The 21,728-nt window shown below is 61.8% G+C and carries 20 protein-coding genes; 15 read left to right on the top strand and 5 right to left on the bottom strand.

All coding sequences use genetic code 11. The features are described 5' to 3' along the window. Nucleotides 1–76 precede the first annotated feature (76 nt). The gene (locus R0V12_RS02485) at nt 77–1,567 is read left to right on the top strand and encodes a leucyl aminopeptidase (RefSeq protein WP_320072750.1); all 1,491 of its coding nucleotides are present in this window, start codon (nt 77–79) and stop codon (nt 1,565–1,567) included. 9 nt (nt 1,568–1,576) lie between these two features. Here the strand turns inward: R0V12_RS02485 and R0V12_RS02490 are convergent, their stop codons facing one another. Next, nucleotides 1,577–1,972, bottom strand: a complete 396-nt coding sequence (locus R0V12_RS02490) for an oxidoreductase (protein ID WP_070478965.1) — start codon at nt 1,970–1,972, stop codon at nt 1,577–1,579. 156 nt (nt 1,973–2,128) lie between these two features. Here R0V12_RS02490 and sucB point away from each other — a divergent pair, with 156 nt between their 5' ends. From sucB to R0V12_RS02530, 8 genes are all read left to right on the top strand, one after another. Continuing rightward, nucleotides 2,129–4,162 (top strand): 2-oxoglutarate dehydrogenase, E2 component, dihydrolipoamide succinyltransferase, encoded by a 2,034-nt coding sequence (gene sucB, locus R0V12_RS02495; RefSeq protein ID WP_320072751.1) that lies wholly within the window; start codon nt 2,129–2,131, stop codon nt 4,160–4,162. A 166-nt stretch (nt 4,163–4,328) separates the two neighbouring features. Then, the gene (gene gcvP / locus R0V12_RS02500) at nt 4,329–7,187 is read left to right on the top strand and encodes an aminomethyl-transferring glycine dehydrogenase (RefSeq protein ID WP_320072752.1); all 2,859 of its coding nucleotides are present in this window, start codon (nt 4,329–4,331) and stop codon (nt 7,185–7,187) included. A gap of 12 nt (nt 7,188–7,199) precedes the next feature. Continuing rightward, nucleotides 7,200–8,267, top strand: coding sequence for a glycine cleavage system aminomethyltransferase GcvT (gene gcvT, locus R0V12_RS02505; protein WP_284804427.1), 1,068 nt, complete (start codon nt 7,200–7,202; stop codon nt 8,265–8,267). Nucleotides 8,268–8,269: 2 nt separating this feature from the next. Then, nucleotides 8,270–8,662 (top strand): glycine cleavage system protein GcvH, encoded by a 393-nt coding sequence (gene gcvH / locus R0V12_RS02510; RefSeq protein WP_083290837.1) that lies wholly within the window; start codon nt 8,270–8,272, stop codon nt 8,660–8,662. An 18-nt stretch (nt 8,663–8,680) separates the two neighbouring features. Then, on the top strand, nt 8,681–9,481 hold the full coding sequence (gene lipB, locus R0V12_RS02515) for a lipoyl(octanoyl) transferase LipB (RefSeq protein ID WP_070477825.1): 801 nt from the start codon (nt 8,681–8,683) through the stop codon (nt 9,479–9,481). Nucleotides 9,482–9,520: 39 nt separating this feature from the next. Next, complete coding sequence (gene lipA / locus R0V12_RS02520; RefSeq protein WP_070363464.1) at nt 9,521–10,567, top strand: lipoyl synthase; 1,047 nt, start codon at nt 9,521–9,523, stop codon at nt 10,565–10,567. A gap of 51 nt (nt 10,568–10,618) precedes the next feature. Next, nucleotides 10,619–11,407, top strand: a complete 789-nt coding sequence (locus tag R0V12_RS02525) for a DUF4191 domain-containing protein (protein ID WP_070362178.1) — start codon at nt 10,619–10,621, stop codon at nt 11,405–11,407. 2 nt (nt 11,408–11,409) lie between these two features. Further along, nucleotides 11,410–12,675: a threonine/serine exporter family protein gene (locus tag R0V12_RS02530; RefSeq protein WP_320072753.1), complete on the top strand. Its 1,266-nt coding sequence runs from the start codon at nt 11,410–11,412 to the stop codon at nt 12,673–12,675. Here R0V12_RS02530 and R0V12_RS02535 read toward each other — a convergent pair. Then, nucleotides 12,672–13,148: an RDD family protein gene (locus R0V12_RS02535; RefSeq protein WP_070362177.1), complete on the bottom strand. Its 477-nt coding sequence runs from the start codon at nt 13,146–13,148 to the stop codon at nt 12,672–12,674. The genes R0V12_RS02530 and R0V12_RS02535 overlap by 4 nt on opposite strands. Nucleotides 13,149–13,249: 101 nt before the next feature. Here R0V12_RS02535 and glnA point away from each other — a divergent pair, with 101 nt between their 5' ends. From glnA to R0V12_RS02565, 6 genes are all read left to right on the top strand, one after another. Beyond that, on the top strand, nt 13,250–14,686 hold the full coding sequence (glnA, locus tag R0V12_RS02540; protein ID WP_070477828.1) for a type I glutamate--ammonia ligase: 1,437 nt from the start codon (nt 13,250–13,252) through the stop codon (nt 14,684–14,686). A 482-nt stretch (nt 14,687–15,168) separates the two neighbouring features. Then, the gene (locus R0V12_RS02545; RefSeq protein ID WP_320072754.1) at nt 15,169–16,323 is read left to right on the top strand and encodes an ATP-binding protein; all 1,155 of its coding nucleotides are present in this window, start codon (nt 15,169–15,171) and stop codon (nt 16,321–16,323) included. Nucleotides 16,324–16,492: 169 nt separating this feature from the next. Further along, nucleotides 16,493–16,654, top strand: coding sequence for a DUF4177 domain-containing protein (locus R0V12_RS02550; protein ID WP_070976494.1), 162 nt, complete (start codon nt 16,493–16,495; stop codon nt 16,652–16,654). Nucleotides 16,655–16,792: 138 nt separating this feature from the next. Beyond that, a complete protein-coding gene (locus R0V12_RS02555) occupies nt 16,793–17,167 on the top strand; it encodes an iron chaperone (RefSeq protein WP_320072755.1) in 375 nt (124 codons plus the stop codon). Between the two features lie 152 nt (nt 17,168–17,319). Continuing rightward, nucleotides 17,320–18,504, top strand: coding sequence for an ATP-binding protein (locus R0V12_RS02560; RefSeq protein WP_320072756.1), 1,185 nt, complete (start codon nt 17,320–17,322; stop codon nt 18,502–18,504). Between the two features lie 33 nt (nt 18,505–18,537). After that, the gene (locus R0V12_RS02565) at nt 18,538–19,383 is read left to right on the top strand and encodes a polysaccharide deacetylase family protein (RefSeq protein ID WP_320072757.1); all 846 of its coding nucleotides are present in this window, start codon (nt 18,538–18,540) and stop codon (nt 19,381–19,383) included. On the opposite strand, the gene R0V12_RS02570 is transcribed toward R0V12_RS02565, so the two are convergent. From R0V12_RS02570 to R0V12_RS02580, 3 genes are read right to left on the bottom strand one after another with little or no spacing between them, the layout of a single operon-like run. Further along, a complete protein-coding gene (locus R0V12_RS02570; RefSeq protein WP_320072758.1) occupies nt 19,380–20,600 on the bottom strand; it encodes a cutinase family protein in 1,221 nt (406 codons plus the stop codon). The two genes, R0V12_RS02565 and R0V12_RS02570, sit on opposite strands and share 4 nt — an antisense overlap. After that, on the bottom strand, nt 20,597–21,184 hold the full coding sequence (locus tag R0V12_RS02575; RefSeq protein WP_320072759.1) for a glycoside hydrolase family 25 protein: 588 nt from the start codon (nt 21,182–21,184) through the stop codon (nt 20,597–20,599). Before R0V12_RS02575 ends, R0V12_RS02570 begins: the two co-directional genes overlap by 4 nt. Then, nucleotides 21,184–21,711 carry an NUDIX hydrolase gene (locus R0V12_RS02580; protein WP_071572421.1) on the bottom strand — a complete coding sequence of 176 codons (528 nt, stop codon included), beginning with the start codon at nt 21,709–21,711 and terminating at the stop codon, nt 21,184–21,186. The genes R0V12_RS02575 and R0V12_RS02580 overlap by 1 nt, the downstream gene beginning before the upstream one ends. Nucleotides 21,712–21,728: the final 17 nt, after the last annotated feature.

Consider the following 21,728-nt stretch of genomic DNA (forward strand, 5'->3'; position numbering starts at 1 on the left):
TTGCCCCGCGCCACGCGTCCCTTATTCCAGGTACCCTTGGCGATGTTCAATAATCTTAAGAAAGGCGCATGTACTCATGACTTTTTCGGTTCCTGAATCGCTGCTCCCGGTCCGGGGCGACTCCGTCTCCCTCAACTTTTCGACGTCCGCTCCGAGCGACACCGCTGCCCTCTTGCTACCCGTGACCTCGGATGACTCGAAGGTTGAGGTCCCAGTGACCTCACTGGCACCGAAGGGTGCACTCGAGGCGCTGGAGACAGTCGGCGCGAAGGGCACCGCCGGCGAGATCACCCGCGTGGTCGTTGATGGGAAGTTGGTCATCGCCTTTGGCCTGGGCAACGCCGATGAGATTGATGACGAGACTGTCCGTCGCGCTGTCGGTTCCCTGGCTCGCACACTGTATGGCACGGAGTCTGCGGTGATTTCGACTGAGTTCGGTGTCACCCCCGTCGTGGAAGGCCTGCTGCTCGGCGCGTACAAGTACAAGGGCTTCAAAGCCCCGTGCCAGTGTGGCTGCGACGGCGAGCACGGACTTACCGACGTCACCGTTGTAGGCAAGGAAGACGAAAAGGAAGCATTCGACCAGGCAGTGATCCTCGCCGAGTCGGTCATGCTGGCGCGCGATCTCGTGAACACGCCGTCGAACCACCTCTACCCTGCTGTGTACGCGGAGCTCATCGAGAACGTCGGCAAGCAGGTTGGACTCGAGGTCGAGGTGTTCGACGAGAAGCAGCTTGAGGAGCAGGGCTTCGGCGGCATCCTCGCGGTCGGCAAAGGCTCCGCCCGCGCGCCGCGCCTGGTGCACCTGAAGTGGACGCCTTCCGCGTCGAAGTCCTCTGTCGCGTTGGTTGGCAAGGGCATCACCTTCGATACCGGCGGCATCTCCCTCAAGCCGGGTGCAAAGATGGAGGACATGATTTCCGACATGGGCGGCTCTGCTGCTCAGTTCGGCGCAATTGTTGCAGCTGCCCGCCTCAACCTGGATGTTGCGGTCGACGCCTGGCTGCCACTCGCGGAGAACATGCCGTCCGGCACCGCTACCCGCCCGGGCGACGTGATTCGCCACTACGGCGGCATCACCAGCGAGGTACTCAACACCGATGCTGAAGGCCGCCTCGTGCTGGCGGACGCGATGGCACGCGCGGCTGAAGATAACCCTGACTTCATGATTGAGACGTCCACGCTGACCGGCGCTCAGCTCGTCGCCCTCGGCAACCGCACTGCCGGCGTCATGGGCTCTGATGAGTTCCGCGACCGCGTCGCTGCGCTGGGCCGCGAGGTCGGCGAGCAGGCCTGGGCGATGCCGCTGCTGGAGGAACAGGAAGAAGAGCTGAAGTCCCCCGTCGCCGATATCCGCAACGTCCACAATGCCCGTACCGGCGGCATGCTGTTCGCTGGCCTGTACCTGTCTCGCTTCGTCGGCGAGGACACCGAGTGGGTGCACATCGACGTCGCCGGCCCGGCGTGGAACGGTGGCTCGCCACGCGGCTACACGCCGAAGCGCGCGACCGGCGCCCCGCTGCGCACGATCGTTGCAACGCTTCGCAGCATCGCTGAGGCCAACTAGTCTCCGGACTTAGGAAAAGGGATGTTCGCCGCGCTCAAACTTGGCGCGGCGTTCTTTCTGTTCCGCTCGCTTTCGCAGGATGCGTTCTTGCTCCATTTTGCGACGCATCCGGTCCGGGTATCCGGTCTCTTCGACGTCATAAAGAGATATATTCAGCAGCGTAGCGACGGCGTCGATACCTTTGGGACCTCCGATGCGTCGGCGGGTGTAGTTGCCCTCTTCATCGACAAGCACGACGGACATCTCGTTGACCATCGTTTCCGGCTCAACAAACCCCTCAACGAAGGCACGCTTCGCAACCCATTCCTGGAGGTAGGCAGCGTCTTCCGGCCGGATGGTTTCGCCGGGTGCGCGTGGGGGTTTGAAGGTGGTCTGCTTCTTCCGCTTGCCGAACAGGTTAAACACTTCTCTCATCATACGGATATTTCTCGACGCCCCAATTCTGCGTTTGGTGGCCTTCAACAAATTAGTTGCCCCCGAAAGGCACGAAAGTCTTCGGTGACAGGTACGCTATTGACCTGTATAGCTTCTACGAAAATGTATCTGCGAGGAGACTAAATTATGGCGCACTCTGTCGAGATGCCTGAGCTGGGCGAATCCGTCACGGAAGGCACTATCACCACCTGGCTGAAGGAAGTCGGCGACAAGGTAGAGGTCGACGAACCATTGCTGGAGGTTTCCACCGATAAGGTCGACACGGAGATTCCTTCCCCTGTCGCCGGTGTAATCCTCGAGATTAAGGCCGAGGAAGACGACACCGTTGATGTCGGTGACGTGATTGTGATTATCGGCGAAGAAGGCGAAGCCCCGGCATCGGACTCGGCAAAGGACGAGGAGCCTCAGGAAGAAGAGGAGCCAAAGGAAGCTCCGGAGGAAGAGAAGGCTGACAAGCCTTCCTCCGGCGACGCCACCGATGTCTCCATGCCTGAGCTGGGCGAATCCGTCACGGAAGGCACTATCACCACCTGGCTGAAGGAAGTCGGCGACACCGTCGAGGTCGACGAGCCACTGCTCGAGGTCTCCACCGACAAGGTCGATACCGAGATTCCTTCCCCTGTCGCAGGCACCCTCGTAGAGATCCTCGCTGAGGAAGACGACACCGTCGAGGTCGGCGAAGTCATCGCCCGCATTGGCGACGCTGACGCCAAGCCAGCTGAAAAGGAAGCTCCAAAGGCCGAAGAGCCAAAGGAAGAAAAGAAGGAAGCTCCGGAGGAAGAGAAGGCTGACAAGCCAGCCTCCGGCGACGCTACCGACGTCTCCATGCCTGAGCTCGGCGAATCCGTCACCGAAGGCACCATCACCACCTGGCTGAAGGAAGTCGGCGACACCGTCGAGGTCGACGAGCCACTGCTCGAGGTCTCCACCGACAAGGTCGATACCGAGATTCCTTCCCCTGTCGCAGGCACGCTCGTAGAGATTCTCGCTGAGGAAGACGACACCGTCGAGGTCGGCGAAGTCATCGCCCGCATCGGCGACGCTGACGCCAAGCCAGCTGAAAAGGAAGCTCCAAAGGCCGAAGAGCCAAAGGAAGAACCCAAGGAAGAAAAGAAGGAAGCCCCGAAGGCTGAAGAGCCAAAGGAGGAGAAGCCGAAGGAAGACAAGCCAGCACAGCAGGCTTCGACCAAGGTGAACAAGTCCGACGGTTCCCTCCCGTACGTCACCCCGCTCGTGCGCAAGCTGGCAGAAAAGCACGGCGTTGACCTGTCCACGGTTGAGGGCACCGGCGTTGGTGGCCGAATCCGCAAGCAGGACGTGATCGCTGCAGCGAAGGGTGGATCCGACGACAAGGCCGAGGCATCGGCTCCGAAGTCCGAGGAAAAGAAGGGCGCACGCTCCAACTGGTCCACCAAGTCCGTGGATCCGGAGAAGCAGTCACTGATCGGCACCACCCAGAAGGTCAACCGCATCCGCGAGATCACCGCTGCGAAGATGGTCGAGTCGCTGCAGACCACGGCTCAGCTGACGCACGTTCAGGAAGTCGACGTCACCCGCATCGCAGAGCTGCGCAAGCGCGTGAAGCCGGAGTTCATCAAGAAGCACGACGCCAACATCACCTACCTCGCGTTCTTCATCAAGGCGACGGCCGAGGCCCTGGTCTCCCACCCGAACGTCAACGCGTCCTACGATGCGGAGAAGAAGGAGATCACCTACCACGAGGACGTCAATATTGGTGTCGCAGTGGATACACCACAAGGCCTGCTCGTGCCGGTGATCAAGCGTGCACAGGACCTGAACCTGGCGCAGATCGCGCAAGCTATCAACGACCTGGCGACCCGCGCACGCAACAAGAAGCTGCGCCCGGACGACCTGTCTGGTGCAACGTTCACGGTGACCAACATCGGTTCCGAAGGTGCACTGCTGGATACGCCGGTGCTCACCCCGCCGCAGGCAGGCATCCTGGGTACCGCGGCGATTGAGAAGCGCCCGGTCATCGTCACGGAGGAAGGTAGTGACTCGATCGCGATCCGCCAGATGTGCTACCTGCCATTCACCTACGATCACCAGCTGATCGACGGCGCAGATGCAGGCCGCTTCGTCACCACGATCAAGGACCGCATCGAAACCGGTGACTTTGAAGACGACCTGGACCTCTAAAACAGGTCAAGATGAGGAATCTTAGCGGTGGCCCCAATACCAATACGGTGTTGGGGCCACCGCTGTTTTCACCTCCGCATATTTTCAGCTGACTGGCCGACCCAGGCCAGTTTTGCCCCGTAGACTATTCACGACATCAGGTTCAGAACTACCAAAGGAGTAGATCTTGGATTACATCACCCGCCATATCGGTCCGGACACGCAGGAAACGGAGGCGATGCTCGCGAAAGTCGGCTACGACTCACTCGAGGCGCTGACCGCCGCCGCAATCCCCGCCGATCTGCTACTTCAACGGCCGCTCGACCTTCCTGCCCCGCTCACGGAATACCAAGCGCAGGATCGGTTGCGGGAGCTGGCGTCGAAAAATGAGGTACTCAAGGCGTTCTACGGTCAGGGGTACTCGTCGACGTTGACGCCGCCGGTAATTCGGCGCGGTGTGGTCGAGGATGCTGGGTGGTACACGGCCTATACGCCGTATCAGCCTGAGATTTCGCAGGGTCGCCTTGAGGCACTGCTGAACTTCCAAACTATGGTGCAGGACCTGACCGGCCTGGACATTGCGAACGCTTCCCTGCTGGATGAGGCTTCGGCGGCTGCGGAGGCTGTCGGCTTGATGGCTCGCGCAGTGCGCAAGGGTCGGACGGTGCTGCTGGATGCGCGCCTGCACCCGCAGGTGTTGCGGGTCGCGTCGGAGCGTGCTCGCACGCTTGACCTCGAGGTGGAGGTCGTTGACCTGCGTGAGGGGGTCGTGGGAGAGGGCCTCGTGGGTGCCATCGTGGCCTACCCCGGCACCGAGGGCGACGTGGTTGATCCTCGCGCGGTGGTCGAGGCGGTGCACGAGCGCGGGGGCTTGGTCGCGGTGGATGCGGATATTCTTGCGCTGACGCTGCTGGAGTCCCCTGGTGAGCTTGGCGCGGATATCGCGATCGGGTCCACGCAGCGCTTCGGCGTTCCGCTGTTCTACGGTGGCCCGCACGCCGCGTACATGGCGGTCAAGGAGAAGATGAAGCGCCAGCTGCCGGGCCGCCTGGTGGGTGTGTCGAAGGACGCGGAGGGCACTCCTGCCTACCGCCTGGCGCTGCAGACCCGTGAGCAGCATATTCGTCGCGAGCGCGCGACCTCCAACATCTGTACCGCGCAGGCGTTGCTCGCGGTGACAGCGTCGATGTACGCCGTGTACCACGGCCCACGCGGTCTTGAGGCTATCGCTGCTCAGGTGCATGACTGGGCGGCGCGCTTCGCCAAGTCCCTGCGTGACGCGGGTATCGAGGTCAAGCACGACGCGTTCTTCGACACGGTGGCCGTCGTCGTGGACAGCTCCGAGGCAGTGTGCGAGCGCTTGGCGGATGCCGGTTACCTGGTGAGCCCGATTGACGCGACCACGGTGGGTGTCTCCTTCGGTGAGGACACGTCGGAGGACGACCTCGCGGCGCTGCTCGCTGGCTTCGGTGTCGACACGGTTGCTCACGAGGCGCCGTCCGCGCTGCCCGAGGCGCTGCGCCGCACAACGGAGTTCATGACGCACCCCAATTTCAACTCGGTGCATTCTGAGACGCAGATGATGCGCTACATCCGCAAGCTCGGCGACAAGGACCTCGCGCTGGATCGCACGATGATCCCGCTGGGTTCCTGCACGATGAAGCTGAACCCGACCGCGGGCCTAGAGACCATCACGTGGCCAGCATTCGCGAACGTGCACCCGTACACACCGGATCGCTTCACGGCTGGTTGGAGGGAGCTTATCGACGAGCTCCGCGCCTGGCTTGTCGAAATCACCGGATACGCCGAGGTATCTATGCAGCCAAACTCGGGTGCGACGGGCGAGCTGGCTGGCCTGTTGGCGATTCGCCGCTACCACGTTTCCCGTGGTGACCATGGCCGTGACATCTGCTTGATCCCGGCGTCGGCGCACGGTACGAACGCTGCGTCGGCGACGCTGGCGAACCTTCGGGTGGTCGTCGTAAAGACTGCGGAGGATGGCTCGATCGACCTGGCTGATTTGGATGCGAAGCTTGAGCAGCACGGCGAGCACGTCGCAGCGATTATGGTCACCTACCCGTCCACGCACGGTGTGTATGAGGACACGGTGCAGGCCGTCGCGGAGAAGGTGCACGCGGTGGGCGGTCAGGTCTACATCGATGGCGCGAACATGAACGCGCTGACTGGGCTTGCGCGCCCGGGTGACTTTGGTGGCGACGTATCGCACCTGAACCTGCATAAGACGTTTACGATTCCGCACGGCGGTGGCGGCCCGGGCGTTGGCCCGATTGGTGTGGCGGAGCACCTGATTCCGTTCCTGCCGACGGACCCGAACGTCGACCCAACGCATGCGGCCGACCCTGCCCCAGTTGGCGAGGGCGTGCCGGTTGCCGCGGCGAAGTTCGGCTCGGCGGGCGTGCTGCAGATCGCGTGGTCCTACATCGCGATGAGCGGTGCGGAGGGGTTGGCGTCCGCAACTGCGCATGCGGTGCTGGCGGCGAACTACGTGGCTCACGAGCTGCACGATTCCTTCCCGGTGCTCTACACCGGCGAGCATGGGCTGGTGGGCCACGAGTGCATCCTTGACCTACGCGAGCTGACGGACCGCTCGGGCGTGACCGCGGCGGATGTGGCGAAGCGCCTGGTGGACTACGGCTTCCACGCCCCTACCCTGGCGTTCCCGGTGGCGGGCACACTGATGGTGGAGCCGACCGAGTCCGAGGATCTGGACGAGCTGGATCGCTTCATCGAGGCGATGCGTTCCATCCGCGCGGAGATCCAAGAGATCATCGACGGCAAGGTGTCCTACGAGGCCTCCGTCCTGCACCATGCGCCGTTTACCGCGCACAGCGTCGCTAGCACCGCGTGGGACTACGAGTTCTCCCGCGAGCAGGCCGCCTACCCGGTAGAGCGCTTGGTGCGCGAGAAGTACTTCCCGCCTGTGCGCCGCATTGATGAGGCGTACGGCGACCGCAACCTGGTGTGCTCCTGCCCGCCGCCGGAGGCGTTTGATATTTCTGAAAGTTCAGCGAGTGCGGAAAAGTAAGGAGTGATTGTGATGGCTGAGACCCCTTTGTTTGCAGCGCATGAGGAGCTTGGTGCTTCCTTTACGGACTTCGGTGGCTGGAACATGCCACTGAAGTACGACAACGAGCTTGCGGAGCACCGTGCGGTGCGCGAGCGCGTCGGCATCTTTGATCTCTCCCACATGGGCGAGATTGATGTACGCGGCCCCCAGGCTGCGGAGTTTTTGGACTACACGTTGATTTCCACGCTGTCTACGTTGCGTGTTGGCAAGGCGAAGTACTCGATGATTGTGGCCGAAGATGGCGGCATCATCGACGATTTGATCTCCTACCGCCTCGCAGACGATCACTTCCTGGTCGTGCCGAACGCTGGCAACACGCCCGCGGTGTGGGAGGCATTTCAGGAGCGCGCAGCAAGCTTCGATGTAGAGCTGACGAACCGTAGCGCGGACGTCGCGCTTGTTGCGGTGCAGGGCCCTGATTCCTTATCGACGATCGCTTCGCACCTCGACGGCGACGCCGGTGCCTTGGCGTACTACTCGGCGGCACCGATGCGCTTCGGTGACTGCGACGTGCTGGTCGCTCGCACCGGCTACACCGGCGAGGACGGCTTCGAGCTCTACTGCGACCGCGAGGACGCCCGCGCGATCTGGGACGCGCTCGCACCGAACGCGACGCCGTGCGGCCTGGCTGCGCGCGACTCCCTGCGGCTCGAGGCGTCGATGCCGTTGTACGGCCACGAGCTTTCCCGCGAGATCACTCCGGTCGAGGCCGGGATGGGCCGCGCGTTTGCGAAGAAAGAGGCGGACTTCGTGGGCAAGGACGCGCTTGTCAGCCGCGAGCCGTCGGTGGTTATTGCCGGGCTGTCGTCGGAGCAGCGTCGCGCTGCTCGCGAGGGTGCCGAGATTTACCTGGGCGATACGCGCATCGGCGTGGTCACCTCCGGGCAGCCTTCGCCCACGCTGCAGCGTCCGGTGGCGCTCGCACACATCGACCCAGCGCACGCCGAGGTTGGCACGGATGTTGAGATTGATATCCGCGGCCGCCGCTATCCGTTTACTATTGTGGACACACCGTTCTATTCCCGAAAGGACAAGTAATCATGTCTTTGAACCCTGATTTTTACTACTCGGAGGACCACGAGTGGATCAACGCTCGCCCTGAGGACGCTGCTGGCACCAAGGTGCGCGTAGGCATCACGAACGTTGCGGCGGATCGCCTCGGCGAGGTCGTGTTCGCTGAGCTGCCGCAGGTCGGCGACCAGGTCACGGCTGGTGAGACGTGCGGTGAGGTGGAATCGACGAAGTCGGTGTCTGACCTGTACGCACCGGTGACTGGCACGGTGACCGCGGTCAACGAGGACATTGATGGCGCCTACGAGGCCATCAACGAGGACCCGTTCGGTGCTGGCTGGCTCTTCGAGGTTGAGGTCGAGGAGGTTGGTCCGCTGATGACGGCGGACGAGTACGCTGCCGCTAACGGTGTCGAAAACTAGCGACTATCGTTGGCAGGCATGACAGCTCCACGCGATCCGTTCTTCCCTGCCGACAAATCCATTCGGGCCTCAGCCGCGCCTATTGATGTGCGCGAGCTGGGGCTCGTTGATTATGAGGAAGCCTGGCACCTCCAGGCTGAGCTGGCCAAGCAGCGTGCGTCGGACGAGATCCCGGACACGGTGTTGGTGCTGCAGCACCCCTCGGTGTTTACCGCGGGCAAGCGAACCCAGCCGGAGGACTTGCCGGATCCGTCGTACCCGGTCCCGGTCGTGGACGTTGATCGCGGAGGACGCATCACGTGGCACGGCGAGGGCCAGCTTGTCCTTTACCCCATCATCAAGCTTGCCCAGCCGGTAGACGTCGTGGACTACGTGCGCCGCCTGGAGGAGGCGATCATCGAGACGGTGCGCAAGGCGGGGGTACATGCCGCCGGGCGTATCGACGGCCGCTCCGGCGTCTGGGTGCCAAAAACCGTCGACGCGGCGGATAGCTCGGCGTCGCACCGCGATAGGAAGATCGCGGCGCTGGGTATCCGCATCACCCGCGGAGTGACCATGCATGGGCTCGCGCTGAACTGCGACAACACCTTGGAGCACTACGGCCACATCGTTGCGTGCGGCATCGACGACGCCGACGTGACCACGATGAGCCTGGAGCTCGGCCGCGACGTCACACCTGAGGAGATGACCGCTCCGCTGCTCGACGCCCTCAAGCGCGCCCTTGCAGGCGAGCTCGTGGTGGCCGACCACAGCTTTGGTTCGGCACCGGATCCGACGAAGGGGCTCAAACGTCGAGATGTAAGGCGAGCCTCCCATTAAACCTCGACTTTGGAGGGGCTGTCCGTTACGGTGGACGGCGTGACTATTGCACCAGAAGGACGCAAACTACTTCGCGTAGAAAAACGCAACGCCCAGACCCCTATCGAGTCGAAACCGCGTTGGATCCGCAACGCGGTCAAGACCGGCCCTGAGTACGAGGACATGAAAAAGAAGGTGAAGGGCGCGTCCCTTCACACCGTGTGCCAGGAGGCCGGCTGCCCCAACATTCACGAGTGCTGGGAGTCGCGCGAGGCGACATTCCTGATCGGTGGCGCGAACTGCTCTCGTCGCTGTGACTTCTGCCAGATCAACTCGGCGAAGCCCGAGCCGCTCGACGTCAACGAGCCGCAGCGTGTGGCGGAGTCAGTTCGCGAGATGAACCTGAACTACTCCACCATCACCGGTGTGACCCGCGACGACCTCGAGGATGAGGGCGCATGGCTGTATGCGGAGGTTGTGCGCAAGATTCACGAGCTCAACCCGCATACTGGCGTCGAAAATCTCACCCCGGACTTTTCCGGCAAGCCGGATCTGCTCCAGGAGGTCTTTGAAGCTCGCCCGGAGGTCTTCGCGCACAACGTGGAGACGGTCCCGCGCATCTTTAAGCGCATCCGCCCGGCGTTCCGCTACGACCGCTCCCTGGACGTCATCCGCCAGGCGCGCGACTTCGGTTTGATCACCAAGTCCAACCTGATCCTGGGCATGGGTGAGACCCAGGAAGAGGTCATGCAGGCGCTGCAAGACCTTGTTGACGCCGGCACCGACATCATCACGATCACCCAGTACCTGCGCCCCGGCCCGATGTACCACCCGATCGACCGCTGGGTAAAGCCCGAAGAGTTCATCGAGTACCGCGACGCGGCCTACGAGATGGGCTTCGGCGCCGTCATGTCGGGCCCGCTGGTGCGCTCCTCATACCGCGCGGGCAAGCTCTACGTCGAGGCGATGGAGCACCGCGGCCTGGAGTTGCCGGAAAACCTGCGCCACCTGGCGGAAACCTCGAAGGGCGACACTGCCCAGGAAGCCTCGACGCTCCTGGAGAAGTACGGTGCTTCGAAGGATCACCCGGTAGCAACACGTTCCTAACCCGCTTTGGCCACTTTGGTCCGGCCATGTTCGTGACATAGAGTTGACGGCATGGCTCAGTCGAAGGATAAGGCAGCCCTGAAGGCTGCGAAGAAGCAGGAGCGCGCCGCGAAGCGCGCAAAGGGAAAGCAGACACGTAGCCAGATTTGGCAGGCGTTTCAGATTCAGCGCAAGCGGGATAAGAAGCTCATCCCGATTATGCTGGCCTGCCTGCTTGGCATGGGTCTGCTTTTCTTCTTGATCGGCCTCATTTGGGGCGGCCAGTGGTACATGCTGGCGCTCGGCTTGGCGTTCGGTACCGTGCTGGCGATGTGGATGTTCACCCGCCGCTTGGAGCGCTCGATGTACGACGAGGTCGGTGACACCCCGGGCGTTGCCGGTTGGACGTTGGAGAACCTGCGCAACACCATCGGCATGGTGTGGATCACCAAGACCGGTGTGCAGGCCAACACCCATATGGATACCGTGCACCGCGTGATTGGCCTGCCAGGCGTCATCCTGGTCGGTGAGGGCAACGAGAACCGCCTACGCACCCTGATGAAGAAGGAGTCCCGCCGCGTGGACCGCCTACTGGCAGGCGTGCCGATCCACGAGGTGTACGTGGGCGAAGGCGAAGGCCAGGTTGCAGTACGTGACCTGCAGAAGCACTTGATGAAGCTGCCACGCCACTACCGCAAGGATGACGTCTACTCCATGAGCGCGAAGCTCGAGGCCATGGACGCTCGTACGCAGCCTGGCCAGATGCCTGGTCTGCCTGGCGGCCCGCTGCCGAAGCAGGCCCAGAACATGGCGGGTATGAACCGCCGTATGCGCCGAATGCAGCAGCGTCAAGGCAAGTAAGTATGTCTTCCTTCGACATGGGCGTCGAGGCCAGCACCGCGCTGCGCCTCGGCGCTCTTTTGTTGTCCGCGGGCGCTCCCGGCTACCGGGTCACCCGCGCCGTGAAGCGTTGTGCCCGCGCGATGCACTTCGACGACGCCGACGTGGTCGTCGGCTTCGACACGATCACGTGCACTGTCCACCGCGGTGATAATTTCCGCACGCTCGTGGCTGATCTTCCGCTGCCAGGGGTGAACGCGTCGCGCATCGAGGCGCTCGAGAATCTGACCAAGCACGAGATGCACCGCTACACCACCGCGGAGGAGATCAACGCCGCCATTGACGAGATTGAGGCGATCCCTACTCCACGTTGGGGTCCGCTGACCTCAAGCTGCGCGGCTGGCCTTGCATGTGGCGGCTTCGCGGTGCTGAACCACTTTTCCTACTTCACCGCGCTGCTCGTGATTATTGCGGCTGGTGTGGGCCAGTACGTGCGGCTGCGCTTGGCGCGTCAACACCTCCTGCAGCTAGGCGTCGTGATGGCAGCGGCGCTGGTGTCAACGCTGCTGTTCCTGGCGCTCGCGTGGGCGCTTCCCCACTCCGACTTTGAGCTCTCCGCGGGCTTCGTCCCCGCTATTTTGTACCTGGTGCCGGGCTTTCCCCTGTTCGTTTCTTTGATGGATCTCTCCCGCTTCGACTTCACCTCGGGGCTGCCGAGGCTCTTCTTCGCGCTCGAAGTGGTCATCACCATGATGCTGACGGTCGCGGTCATCGCGATGGTCACCGATGCACCCGCCCCCAGTACGGTCAGCGCAACCCCGGATCCTGCGTTTTACGGGGCTGCGGCGCTCGCCAGCTTCGTCTCCGTGGGTGGGTTCGCTATCTTGTTTAACGCCTCACGCAGGATGACACTTTTGGCAGCCACGCTCGGCACTGTCGCCAATGTGTTGCGCCTCATGCTTGTCGACGCCCACGTGGAATACTTCCTCGCCTGCCTGCTGGGGACCCTTGTGATCGGCATTCTTGGGTCCTGGCTGGGCCAACACTTTCGGGTGCCGCGCACCACGGTGACCATCCCCGCGGCCGTGGTCATGATCCCCGGCCCCACCATTTACGCGGCGCTGCACCAGATCACGAACGGCAATATCTCCGCGGCAATCGACTCGACTACCGCCGTCGTGCTCACGGTGTTGTTCCTCTCTGGAGGCCTGACGGTGGCCCGTCTGCTCACTGACAAGAACTGGGCGTTCCAGCGCACCGTGGAATTCCGCCCGTTGGAGGAGCCCTAGCTCCGAATCACGGTCGTGTTGGTCGCACGATCGTGCATGCCGCGGCCGTCGGCGTCAACAAGCGCTGCGGGCAGAATGAACGCAGTGAGCAGCGTGCGCACTGCCGCGCGCCACAGCCCGACGGGCTCTTCTGCGTCGACGCGGGCCACCCCCATCCCGAGGATCGCCATGCCCGGCGTGCGTGCAAATAGCCAACCGCAAATGATGCCCAACACGATCCACAACAGATACGTCAACGTCGACGTGCCACCGAAAACGGTGGTGTTGGCATGAATGATCGCTGCAGCCGCCCAGGCAATTGCCCAGTCGATCGCGACGCCTCCCATGCGTCGCGCCACCGACGCCTGCGCGCCCGCGCCCTCCTTCGGCAGCCCAAGAAACTGCCCCGGGTAGTCAGGGATCGCATCATCGCCTTTGAACTGGCCGGGAAGCTCCGGGCCGTCGAGCCATCGTTTTCCTTGGGGTGCAGACATGCGACATAGCCTATCCTCTTTTCCCGAAAAGCTGTTACAGAGCGGGAGCTACACGCTAGAATTGTGCGAAGTTCCCAACGCCGTCCGAAGGAGAAAAGGTCGTGTCTTTCGAAACTATCGAAGACGTAAAGAAGTTCATTCAGGACGAGAACGTGGAGTTTGTCGACGTCCGGTTTACCGACGTCCCCGGCATCGAGCACCACTTCTCTATCCCTGCCTCCATGTTTGACGAAACCGTCATGGAAGAAGGCCTCGCCTTTGACGGCTCATCGATTCGAGGCTTTACCACCATCGAAGAGTCCGACATGACGCTCATGCCGGATCTCGCCACCGCGAAGCTGGACCAGTTCCGCGCAGCGAAGACCCTGAACGTGAAGTTCTTCGTCAACGACCCATTCACCCTCGAAGCGTTCTCCCGCGACCCGCGCAACGTTGCGCGCAAGGCGGAGCAGTACCTGGCTTCCACCGGCATCGCCGATACCTGTAGCTTTGGCGCCGAGGCCGAGTTCTACCTCTTCGACTCCATCCGATACGAGGTCGAAGGCCACCGCGCGTTCTACGAGATCGACGCCGAAGAAGGCTGGTGGAACCGCGGCAAGGAAACCGACGCAGTCGGCGGCCCGAACCTTGGCTACCACAACCGCGTCAAGGGCGGCTACTTCCCCGTCCCACCACACGACAAGACCGTCGACGTGCGCGACGCCATGGTCAAGAACCTGCGCGAATCCGGCTTCGAAATCGAACGCTTCCACCGCGAGGTAGGCAACGGCGGCCAGCAAGAGATCAACTACCGCTTCAACACCCTCCTGCACGCAGCCGACGACCTCCAGGACTTCAAGTACATCATCAAGAACACCGCCACCCAGTACGGCAAGACGGCCACCTTTATGCCGAAGCCCCTGGCCGGTGACAACGGTTCCGGCATGCACGCCCACCAGTCCCTCTGGAAGGACGGCAAGCCACTGTTCTACGACGAGAACGGCTACGGCGGACTTTCCGACATCGCCCGCTGGTACATCGGCGGCATCCTCGAGCACGCCGGCGCTGTCCTTGCGTTTACCAACCCGACGCTGAACTCCTACCACCGCCTCGTTCCAGGTTTCGAGGCCCCAATCAACCTCGTGTACTCCCAGCGCAACCGCTCCGCCGCGATCCGCATCCCGATCACGGGCACCAACCCGAAGGCGAAGCGCATCGAGTTCCGCGCACCGGACCCATCGGGCAACCCGTACCTCGGCTTCGCTGCGATGATGATGGCAGGCCTCGACGGTGTGAAGAATCGCATCGAGCCACACGCTCCGGTGGACAAGGACCTCTACGAGCTGCCACCGGAGGAAGCCAAGGACATCCCGCAGGCGCCGACCTCACTCGAGGCATCGCTGCAGGCCCTGCAAGACGACTACGAATTCCTCACCGAAGGCGACGTCTTCACCGAAGACCTCATCGACACGTACGTGAAGCTGAAGTACGACAGTGAGATCACCCCGGCGCGCCTGCGCCCGACGCCGCTGGAGTTTGAGCTGTACTTTGACTGCTAGATTCTGAGCCCAGGTTCGTCCTGGCCTCTTGCCCACGGTTTCCGTCACGGTTGCCGTGGGTTTTTCTTTGTCTTCTTCCTGTGCAGCGGACTTTTGCACCACATTCCCTCACGCGAAATCGGCGACCTGCGCATTTGCCGACGTCCCCTTCCCAAACCCAGGAATCTGGTGCGGGCCGCTTCGTGCCAGTGCCAAAAGACACAACACATAACATCTAGCCCTTTTGTGACCTGCGGGAACGTGGAGGTCGAAGTTCAAACTTGCGCCCCCTGTCACTAGGCTTCAGGCCCGGACACCAAATTCCCCATTTCCCCCAGAAAGACTTGAGTATTTCCCCAGGTGACAGAAGTCCGCGGACGGATTGTGGTGCACAGCTCGCCCACAGAAACCAGTTCCATCCGCCCCGCTATACACAACTCCACACAAACCACATAACTCCACATAAACCACACATCTCCACACAAGAGCGCTAATGTGTAACTATGACGACCACACAAAACCCTTTCCGTGCTTCGCTTGGGACGAGCCCACCGCTCCTAGTCGGCCGCGACGAAGTAATCGATGACTTCAGACTCGGTCTTGAAGAAGGGCCAGGTGCACACGAACGCATCTCACTCCTCGTTGGCGCACGAGGTATTGGAAAAACAGCCCTACTCAACGAGTTAGAAGACACCGCAAAAGACACTGGGTGGCTAACGTTTTCCGAAACGGCGACTGAGGGGTTCGTCGATAAGTTGAGAGACCAGCTTACAGAGTTTCTCGAGAGCGATGCGCCGACCCGAACCTCTTTTCAAGTTGGTCCGAGTGCTTTGCGTCTCAAGCATGAGTTCGAACGGCCTGCTCAAAGGCCACGTTCACTCCGTACTCTACTCACGGAGGTCCTTGACACGCTCGCGAACCACAACAGGTTTAGCCGTTCTGCCAGTGGTGTCTTAATTACGGTCGATGAGCTTCATTTCGTACATCATGATGAAATTGTTGAGTTCGCGACGGCTATTCAACACCTCGTTCGAGAAAACAGGGAAATCGCCGTGGTAATGGCCGGTATTCCAAGTTCGGTGAGACCTCTGCTTGCCAGTGACGAAGGGCGCAATCCAATCACTTTCTTAAGGCGTGCAAACCGCGTGGATCTCGGCCGACTCAGAGGTACAGAGGTCCGTGAGGGGCTCACAGTTCCCGTCCAACAGGCCGGACGCTCGTGGGACGAGGGAGCCCTTGTGTCAGCTGTCCAAGCTACTGGAGGTTATCCGTTCATGATCCAGTTGATTGGCAACTTCGCTTGGCGCTTTGAATCCTCTGACACAATTCAATTGGAGGCTACGGAGAAGGCGATTACTCGTGCACGGAAGAAACTCGGGCAACTTGTTCATGAACCAGCGCTCAACGATCTTTCTGCGGAGGATCGTAGGTTCCTTGCTGCAATGTCGCTCGATGATGGTGCCTCGAAAATCAGCGACGTCGCCAGCCGCCTCGAAGTGAGCGAACAACAAGCGTACAACTATCGACGCCGCCTTAGCGAAGCCGACTTAATCACTTACGACCGCGGCACCGCAGACTTCGCTCTCCCCTATCTGCGCGAGTACCTTCGCACCCATGTGGTCGCAGATATTCTTCGTCTGCCCGAGTTCGATGCCTAATTACCGGGATCGCTTTGATTTCTTAGAACGAAGGCTTGTTATGTGAAGCTGTGTTCTCCGGCGCTCGGATACCCCCCGAAATGCCTAAAACTCACGAGCTAATCACATTAGGATTACGTGCACGAATCCAACCTACGTTGTACTGCAAGTGGTGCTCAAAGAAAAGCTCATGGGCACTGCCTCCAGAAGTCCTTCCGAACTCGAAGACGTCATCAACACCCAGTGCGCGAAAGGCTATCGCCTGCACACCATCACCACCACCTCATCTGGCAGTAAAGGACTGCTCGGAGGCGACCGCGTGCAGGCAACCCTGGTATTTGAAAGCCTGTAGGTAAGCACGCGTCGGGTACTCCCGTGACGCAGCGGTCTCTTGGATTGGGGTTATGGAGCAGGCTGCCTGACGCTGCTTGGGTGGTTGCTGGGCGGACTTGTGTCGTGCACGGCACTGCTATCGCCTATGTTGGGTCTGGTGGCGCTGAAAACACTTGACGAATTTCTAGCAACCGTTCCCGAAGGTGACAAGCGCGCCCGGATGACCGACGTCATCGACTGGGTGCACAGCAACTACCCGGATCTCGAGCTACATATCAAATGGAGCCAGCCGATGTTTACGCTCGGCGGCACGTATATCGTCGGGTTTTCGGTGGCGTCGAAACACATGGCCGTCGCACCTGAGCAAGCAACGATCACGCATTTCCAGCCAGAGCTCGAAGCCCTGGGCACCGACTTCACGAAGAATATCATCCGCCAGCCTTGGGGCTCCCCTTTCAATTTCGAGCTGCTCGGCGAGCTCATTGACTACCAGATTGCCACCAAGCGTGGCATGACCAGCTTCTGGAGGTAGCACATCTCAGGAAGGTCCACCGATCTCAGAACTACCGCAATGACCAACAATAACAGTCAACATGTTAGGGATTTGGTAAGTCGCACTTTAGTGATTTGGTAGATTGCACTTTAGGGATTTGGTAAGTCGCACTTTAGGGATTTGGTGAAATAGTGTTCATTCCGAGGGAATTGGGACAGCATCTTGAGCAACTGGCTTCGTGGTTTCCGATCGTGAGCGTGACCGGACCACGGCAAAGCGGAAAATCGACGTTGATTCGTGAACAGTTCCCTGATTTCACCTATCTCAATCTCGAAGACCCAACGCTACGCGCGTTAGCCACCGAGGATCCCACGGGCTTTATCCATGATCGTGGCTCTGCCCTCATCATCGACGAGGCCCAGTATGCGCCCGAGCTTTTCTCGGCCCTGCAGGTTATTTCAGACGAACAGGGCACACCGGGACAATACGTGCTTTCCGGCTCGCAGAACTTCCTCCTCATGGAGAAGATCTCGCAAAGCCTAGCCGGAAGAGTCGGCATCACCCACCTGCTTCCACTCTCTTTTCGGGAGGCACTCACCGCACGACCCGACACGAGCGCTGAAGATTTCATGGTTCACGGTGGGTATCCGCGCCTTTATCAAGTAGATATGCCGCCGGAGATCTACTACCAGAACTACCTCCGCACATACGTCGAACGAGACGTCACACAGTTACTCAATGTTCAGAACACGGACGCTTTTCAAATGATGATGAAACTGATGGCCCTTAATGCCGGCAGCCTCATCAACTACACCGGGCTGGCTCGCGAACTCGGCGTCGCGTTTGCGACCGTGAAGAACTGGGTAAGCATCCTGGAATCCAGCTTCATCGTGTTCACACTGCGTCCTTTTCACACCAATTCCCGCAAGACGCTGACGAAGACCCCTAAGTTGTACTTTTACGACACTGGACTGCTCTGCCACCTCCTGGGTATCCGCACAAAAGTAGACCTCGTGAACTCCCCGGCTTTCGGCGCGGTGATGGAGAACCTCATCGTGGCAGAAACAGCCAAGTGCTACCACCACCAAGGGATAGCCCCTGACCTGTATTTCTATCGCGATGACAGCAAGATTGAAGTGGATCTCCTCGACATGACGCACGAGCCACGCGCTGTTGAAATAAAATCCTCCGCAACGTTTCGCTCGCGCCACGGGAGAAACCTCGCCACGGTTGGCAGCCAGTTGGACATTGACCCGACGCAGCGCTGGGTGGTCTACCGTGGCGAGCACGGCCAACAATTGGAAGAGTTCAAGGTGGTGCCCGTTGTCGAGTACCTGCGTCACAATTTCGCGAGTCCTTCAAACCGGGTACTCTGACACGCGTACTAACTCTGGATGGTGGTGTAAGCAATGCGCAAAGTCGTATCCACGCTCGTTGCGGTGGCGGTACTGTTCACAGCACCGCACGCGGCCGCGAACCCGCTCGCGGGCAGCTCACAGGCGTTCTCGCAGTCCAGTTCCCAGGCTGGTGAGGAGCTCCGTACGGCTATCTACCGGGCGCTTCCGCCGCAGGCGCGCAACCATCCGTGGGCGCAGCAGCTTGCTCCTGCACCCGCGCCCAGCGCGTCGGCTCCGGCCCAGGATCAACCTGCGGACTGCTCCAACTGTGTGGCCGTCACGTTCGACGACGGTCCGGCGGCCTCCACGAATCAGGTGCTGGATATCTTGGCGCGCAAACAGGCCCCGGCATCGTTTTTCATGCTGGCGCCGGAGGTCCGCGCGAATGCGGGCGTCGTGCAGCGGATGCGGGCTGCCGGTCACACGGTAGCCAGCCACACTGCCACGCACCGCGACTTGACGAAGCTTTCGCAGCCGGAGGTGCGTCGCGAAGTGGAGGAGGGCTCCCGCGCGATTGCTGATGCCACTGGTGCCTCCCCGCGGTTTGTCCGCCCGCCGTATGGGGCGCTCAACGCGACCGTGTCTGACGCGGCGCGGGTGCAGGGCGAGGCGGTGGTCCTATGGGACGTCGATACGTTGGATTGGAAGCACCGCGACCCGGCGCGGACGTGCAAGACTGCGGTTGACCAGGCGCGGGCCGGGTCGATCATTCTGATGCATGATATTCACCCCACGACGGCCCAAGCCGTGGAGTGCGTGATCGACGGGCTGCGTGCGAAAGGCCTGCGGCAGGCGAGCCTGGATCAGATGGTGCCGCAGCCGGTACCCGGTAAGACGTACACCACCAAGAACAGTTAGCTCGCCTGCATCCGGGCGACCATGTCGTGGGCGATCCACGACTCCACTGGCTCGCCGTCGATGGTCCACGCGGGGTGGTCGCCGCCCTCGAAGTAGGACAGGTGGTGGGGCATCATGTTCATCACGTGCGGGATGAGGTCAATCAGTGGCATCGGGATCTGAGGAACGCCTAGCCCGGCGGCCATCGGCAGCAGTTCCTGCGCGGCCACGTGGAGCAGCACGCCCAACCCGGTGATGTCTTCTCCCGAAAACGGCGGTGTCTCCCCCGCATATTCCTGTACTACATGAGACACGGCAGCTAACTCCCACGCCAGTGCAAGCAGCGTAGCAATCGGGTTGTGCCCGAAGTCCTTGAAGCCACGCCCGGCAAGTTTGTGCAGCGGGGCTGCGGCGGGCTGGGCGAGGCGCACGCCGACGCGCTGCGCCAACCCGTCGTGCTGCGTGGCGCAGGCGAGGTCGTTGCTGTGGCAAAACGTGAGTACCTCAGCCTCAGCGTCGTGGAAGCTGGTGCGGCGTGGCCCGGTGAGACCCGAGACGTCGCTAGCAAGGCGTACGCCGTCGAGCGGGATGAGGATTTCGCCGTTCTCGCCGCGGACGCCACGCGCGCCGGTGACTGTTTCCGCCGTGTGGTAGGTGGTGCGGCTGCGCCCCGGATCCGCGATAAGGTAGGCCGCGACAAGGCTCGGGTCGGGGGACTCCGCCACGAGGTCCCCGAGCAGGCCAGCCCCTTGCGAAAACCCGAGGAACAACACCTTCGTGTCCGGGCATGCGTCGTGGAGCGTGGCGAGGTGCGTGCGCACCGCACGCTTGCCCGTATCTAGCGACGCCCCGTACGGCAGGGCCATGTTCGTCCTGGTCTCCCCCAGCGTGCCGAGCACGCCAACCGAGGCCGTGTACGGCACCTGCCAGGCAGACACGCTCTCGCCAGCCGCTTCGACGTCAGCGATCAGGGTCGACCCGGGTCGCAGTCCGCGCACGTGCAGCGGGTCGTCGCCCTGGTTGGAGTCGCCGGTGCCGGCGGCGATGACAATCTCGAAATCAGTGCAGCGCTGCGGTGAGGTCGCGATGTTGCGCTCGTACGACTCGAGCGGGGCCTCGGGCAAAGGCTCGCTATCGCCTTTCCCCAGTAACTGCGCCTGAGCTGGCGGTGCCACAGACGGGACCACAACGCACGCAGCGCACACCACGGCTGCCAACGCAGCGCGCATATCGTTCATGAGGCGTCCCTCCACGCGTTGAGGTCCACCGTGAATCCCCCGATGGTGCCGCGGGAAGTGTACTGCCACACCTCGGGGGTGCCCATGCCGAGCGGGGCTGGCCAGGCGTCGGCACCTGGAAATGCTGGCTCGTCGGAACCCCAGTCTGCGAGCCAGAGCGCACCGAACTGGGAGGGCCGGGCCAAGCGCATGTATCGGCGCCAATACCAGGCATTCGTATAGACGCCAGCAACGCGCACCCCACGCCCCTGGAAGGTGTCGTAGGCGGAGCGGACGTCGGCAAGTGTGAGCCCAGCGGGGCTTTCCACGTCGAGCCACATCGGGCACTGCATAGCGCCGGGGGCGCGCTGGAGTACCTCGACGCTGGCCTCCACCTGCTCGGCCACGCTGGTTCCCTCGGAAGGGCTGCGCAGGAAGTGGTAGGTGGACACGTTGAGGCCGGCGGAGTGGGCGTCGACAAACAGGGTGGGGAACGCGTGGTCCTGGTAGGTGCCGTCGGTGGTGCGGATGATGGCGAAGTCGAGTGGGCAGGCGGTGAAGTCAAAGCCTGCCTGGTGCTCGGATACGTCGACGCCGAACCGCATTAGTTGCGCTTGCTAAAGCCCATGCGTGGCTGGAAGCCCTCGGGGCGCTTGCGCTGGGCGGCGGCGTCGCCGATGACAAGGCGCCACTTCGCGTCCGTGACCGGCATGTGGGATAGCGGGAACCAGCCGACGTCGATGGATTCGTCGTCACCGACGACGGGCTCCTGGGAGGGGTCGACGGCTTCGAGGCGGAGCTGCGTCGACATGTAGCTTGCGATGTCCCCATTGTCGTGGGTGACGGGGCCGATGGCGCCGACGCCGAGGATCGCAGCCGGAGTGGCCTTGATGCCGGTCTCCTCGAGCACCTCGCGCACCGCGGCGTCGTGGGCGTCCTCGCCTGGGTCGGCGATGCCGGTCACGGGCGTCCACTTCTCGTTGTCCGCGCGGCGGACGAGGAGCACTTCGGGGACTGCCCACGGGGTGTCCGCGGTGGAGTCCCGCAGCACGACGGCGCATACGGAGGGAACCCACATTGGGTCGGTTCCGATCTTTGTTCGGGTCTGCACGATGAACTCGGGTATAGGCATGGGTTCAAGTGTACTTC

The organism is Corynebacterium sp. UMB2355A (assembly GCF_033877495.1).
Classification (GTDB): Bacteria; Actinomycetota; Actinomycetes; order Mycobacteriales; family Mycobacteriaceae; genus Corynebacterium; species Corynebacterium pseudogenitalium.

What these genes read in the sequence shown, in the direction of transcription:
- R0V12_RS02580 (WP_071572421.1), bottom strand. Translation starts at nt 21,711, where the DNA reads ATGCCTATACCCGAGTTCATCGTGCAGACCCGAACAAAGATCGGAACC.
- R0V12_RS02535 (WP_070362177.1), bottom strand. Translation starts at nt 13,148, where the DNA reads ATGTCTGCACCCCAAGGAAAACGATGGCTCGACGGCCCGGAGCTTCCC.
- R0V12_RS02530 (WP_320072753.1), top strand. Translation starts at nt 11,410, where the DNA reads ATGTCTTCCTTCGACATGGGCGTCGAGGCCAGCACCGCGCTGCGCCTC.
- R0V12_RS02565 (WP_320072757.1), top strand. Translation starts at nt 18,538, where the DNA reads ATGCGCAAAGTCGTATCCACGCTCGTTGCGGTGGCGGTACTGTTCACA.
- R0V12_RS02485 (WP_320072750.1), top strand. Translation starts at nt 77, where the DNA reads ATGACTTTTTCGGTTCCTGAATCGCTGCTCCCGGTCCGGGGCGACTCC.
- gcvH (WP_083290837.1), top strand. Translation starts at nt 8,270, where the DNA reads ATGTCTTTGAACCCTGATTTTTACTACTCGGAGGACCACGAGTGGATC.
- lipB (WP_070477825.1), top strand. Translation starts at nt 8,681, where the DNA reads ATGACAGCTCCACGCGATCCGTTCTTCCCTGCCGACAAATCCATTCGG.
- R0V12_RS02570 (WP_320072758.1), bottom strand. Translation starts at nt 20,600, where the DNA reads ATGAACGATATGCGCGCTGCGTTGGCAGCCGTGGTGTGCGCTGCGTGC.
- sucB (WP_320072751.1), top strand. Translation starts at nt 2,129, where the DNA reads ATGGCGCACTCTGTCGAGATGCCTGAGCTGGGCGAATCCGTCACGGAA.
- R0V12_RS02550 (WP_070976494.1), top strand. Translation starts at nt 16,493, where the DNA reads ATGGGCACTGCCTCCAGAAGTCCTTCCGAACTCGAAGACGTCATCAAC.
- gcvT (WP_284804427.1), top strand. Translation starts at nt 7,200, where the DNA reads ATGGCTGAGACCCCTTTGTTTGCAGCGCATGAGGAGCTTGGTGCTTCC.
- R0V12_RS02575 (WP_320072759.1), bottom strand. Translation starts at nt 21,184, where the DNA reads ATGCGGTTCGGCGTCGACGTATCCGAGCACCAGGCAGGCTTTGACTTC.
- R0V12_RS02545 (WP_320072754.1), top strand. Translation starts at nt 15,169, where the DNA reads ATGACGACCACACAAAACCCTTTCCGTGCTTCGCTTGGGACGAGCCCA.
- R0V12_RS02525 (WP_070362178.1), top strand. Translation starts at nt 10,619, where the DNA reads ATGGCTCAGTCGAAGGATAAGGCAGCCCTGAAGGCTGCGAAGAAGCAG.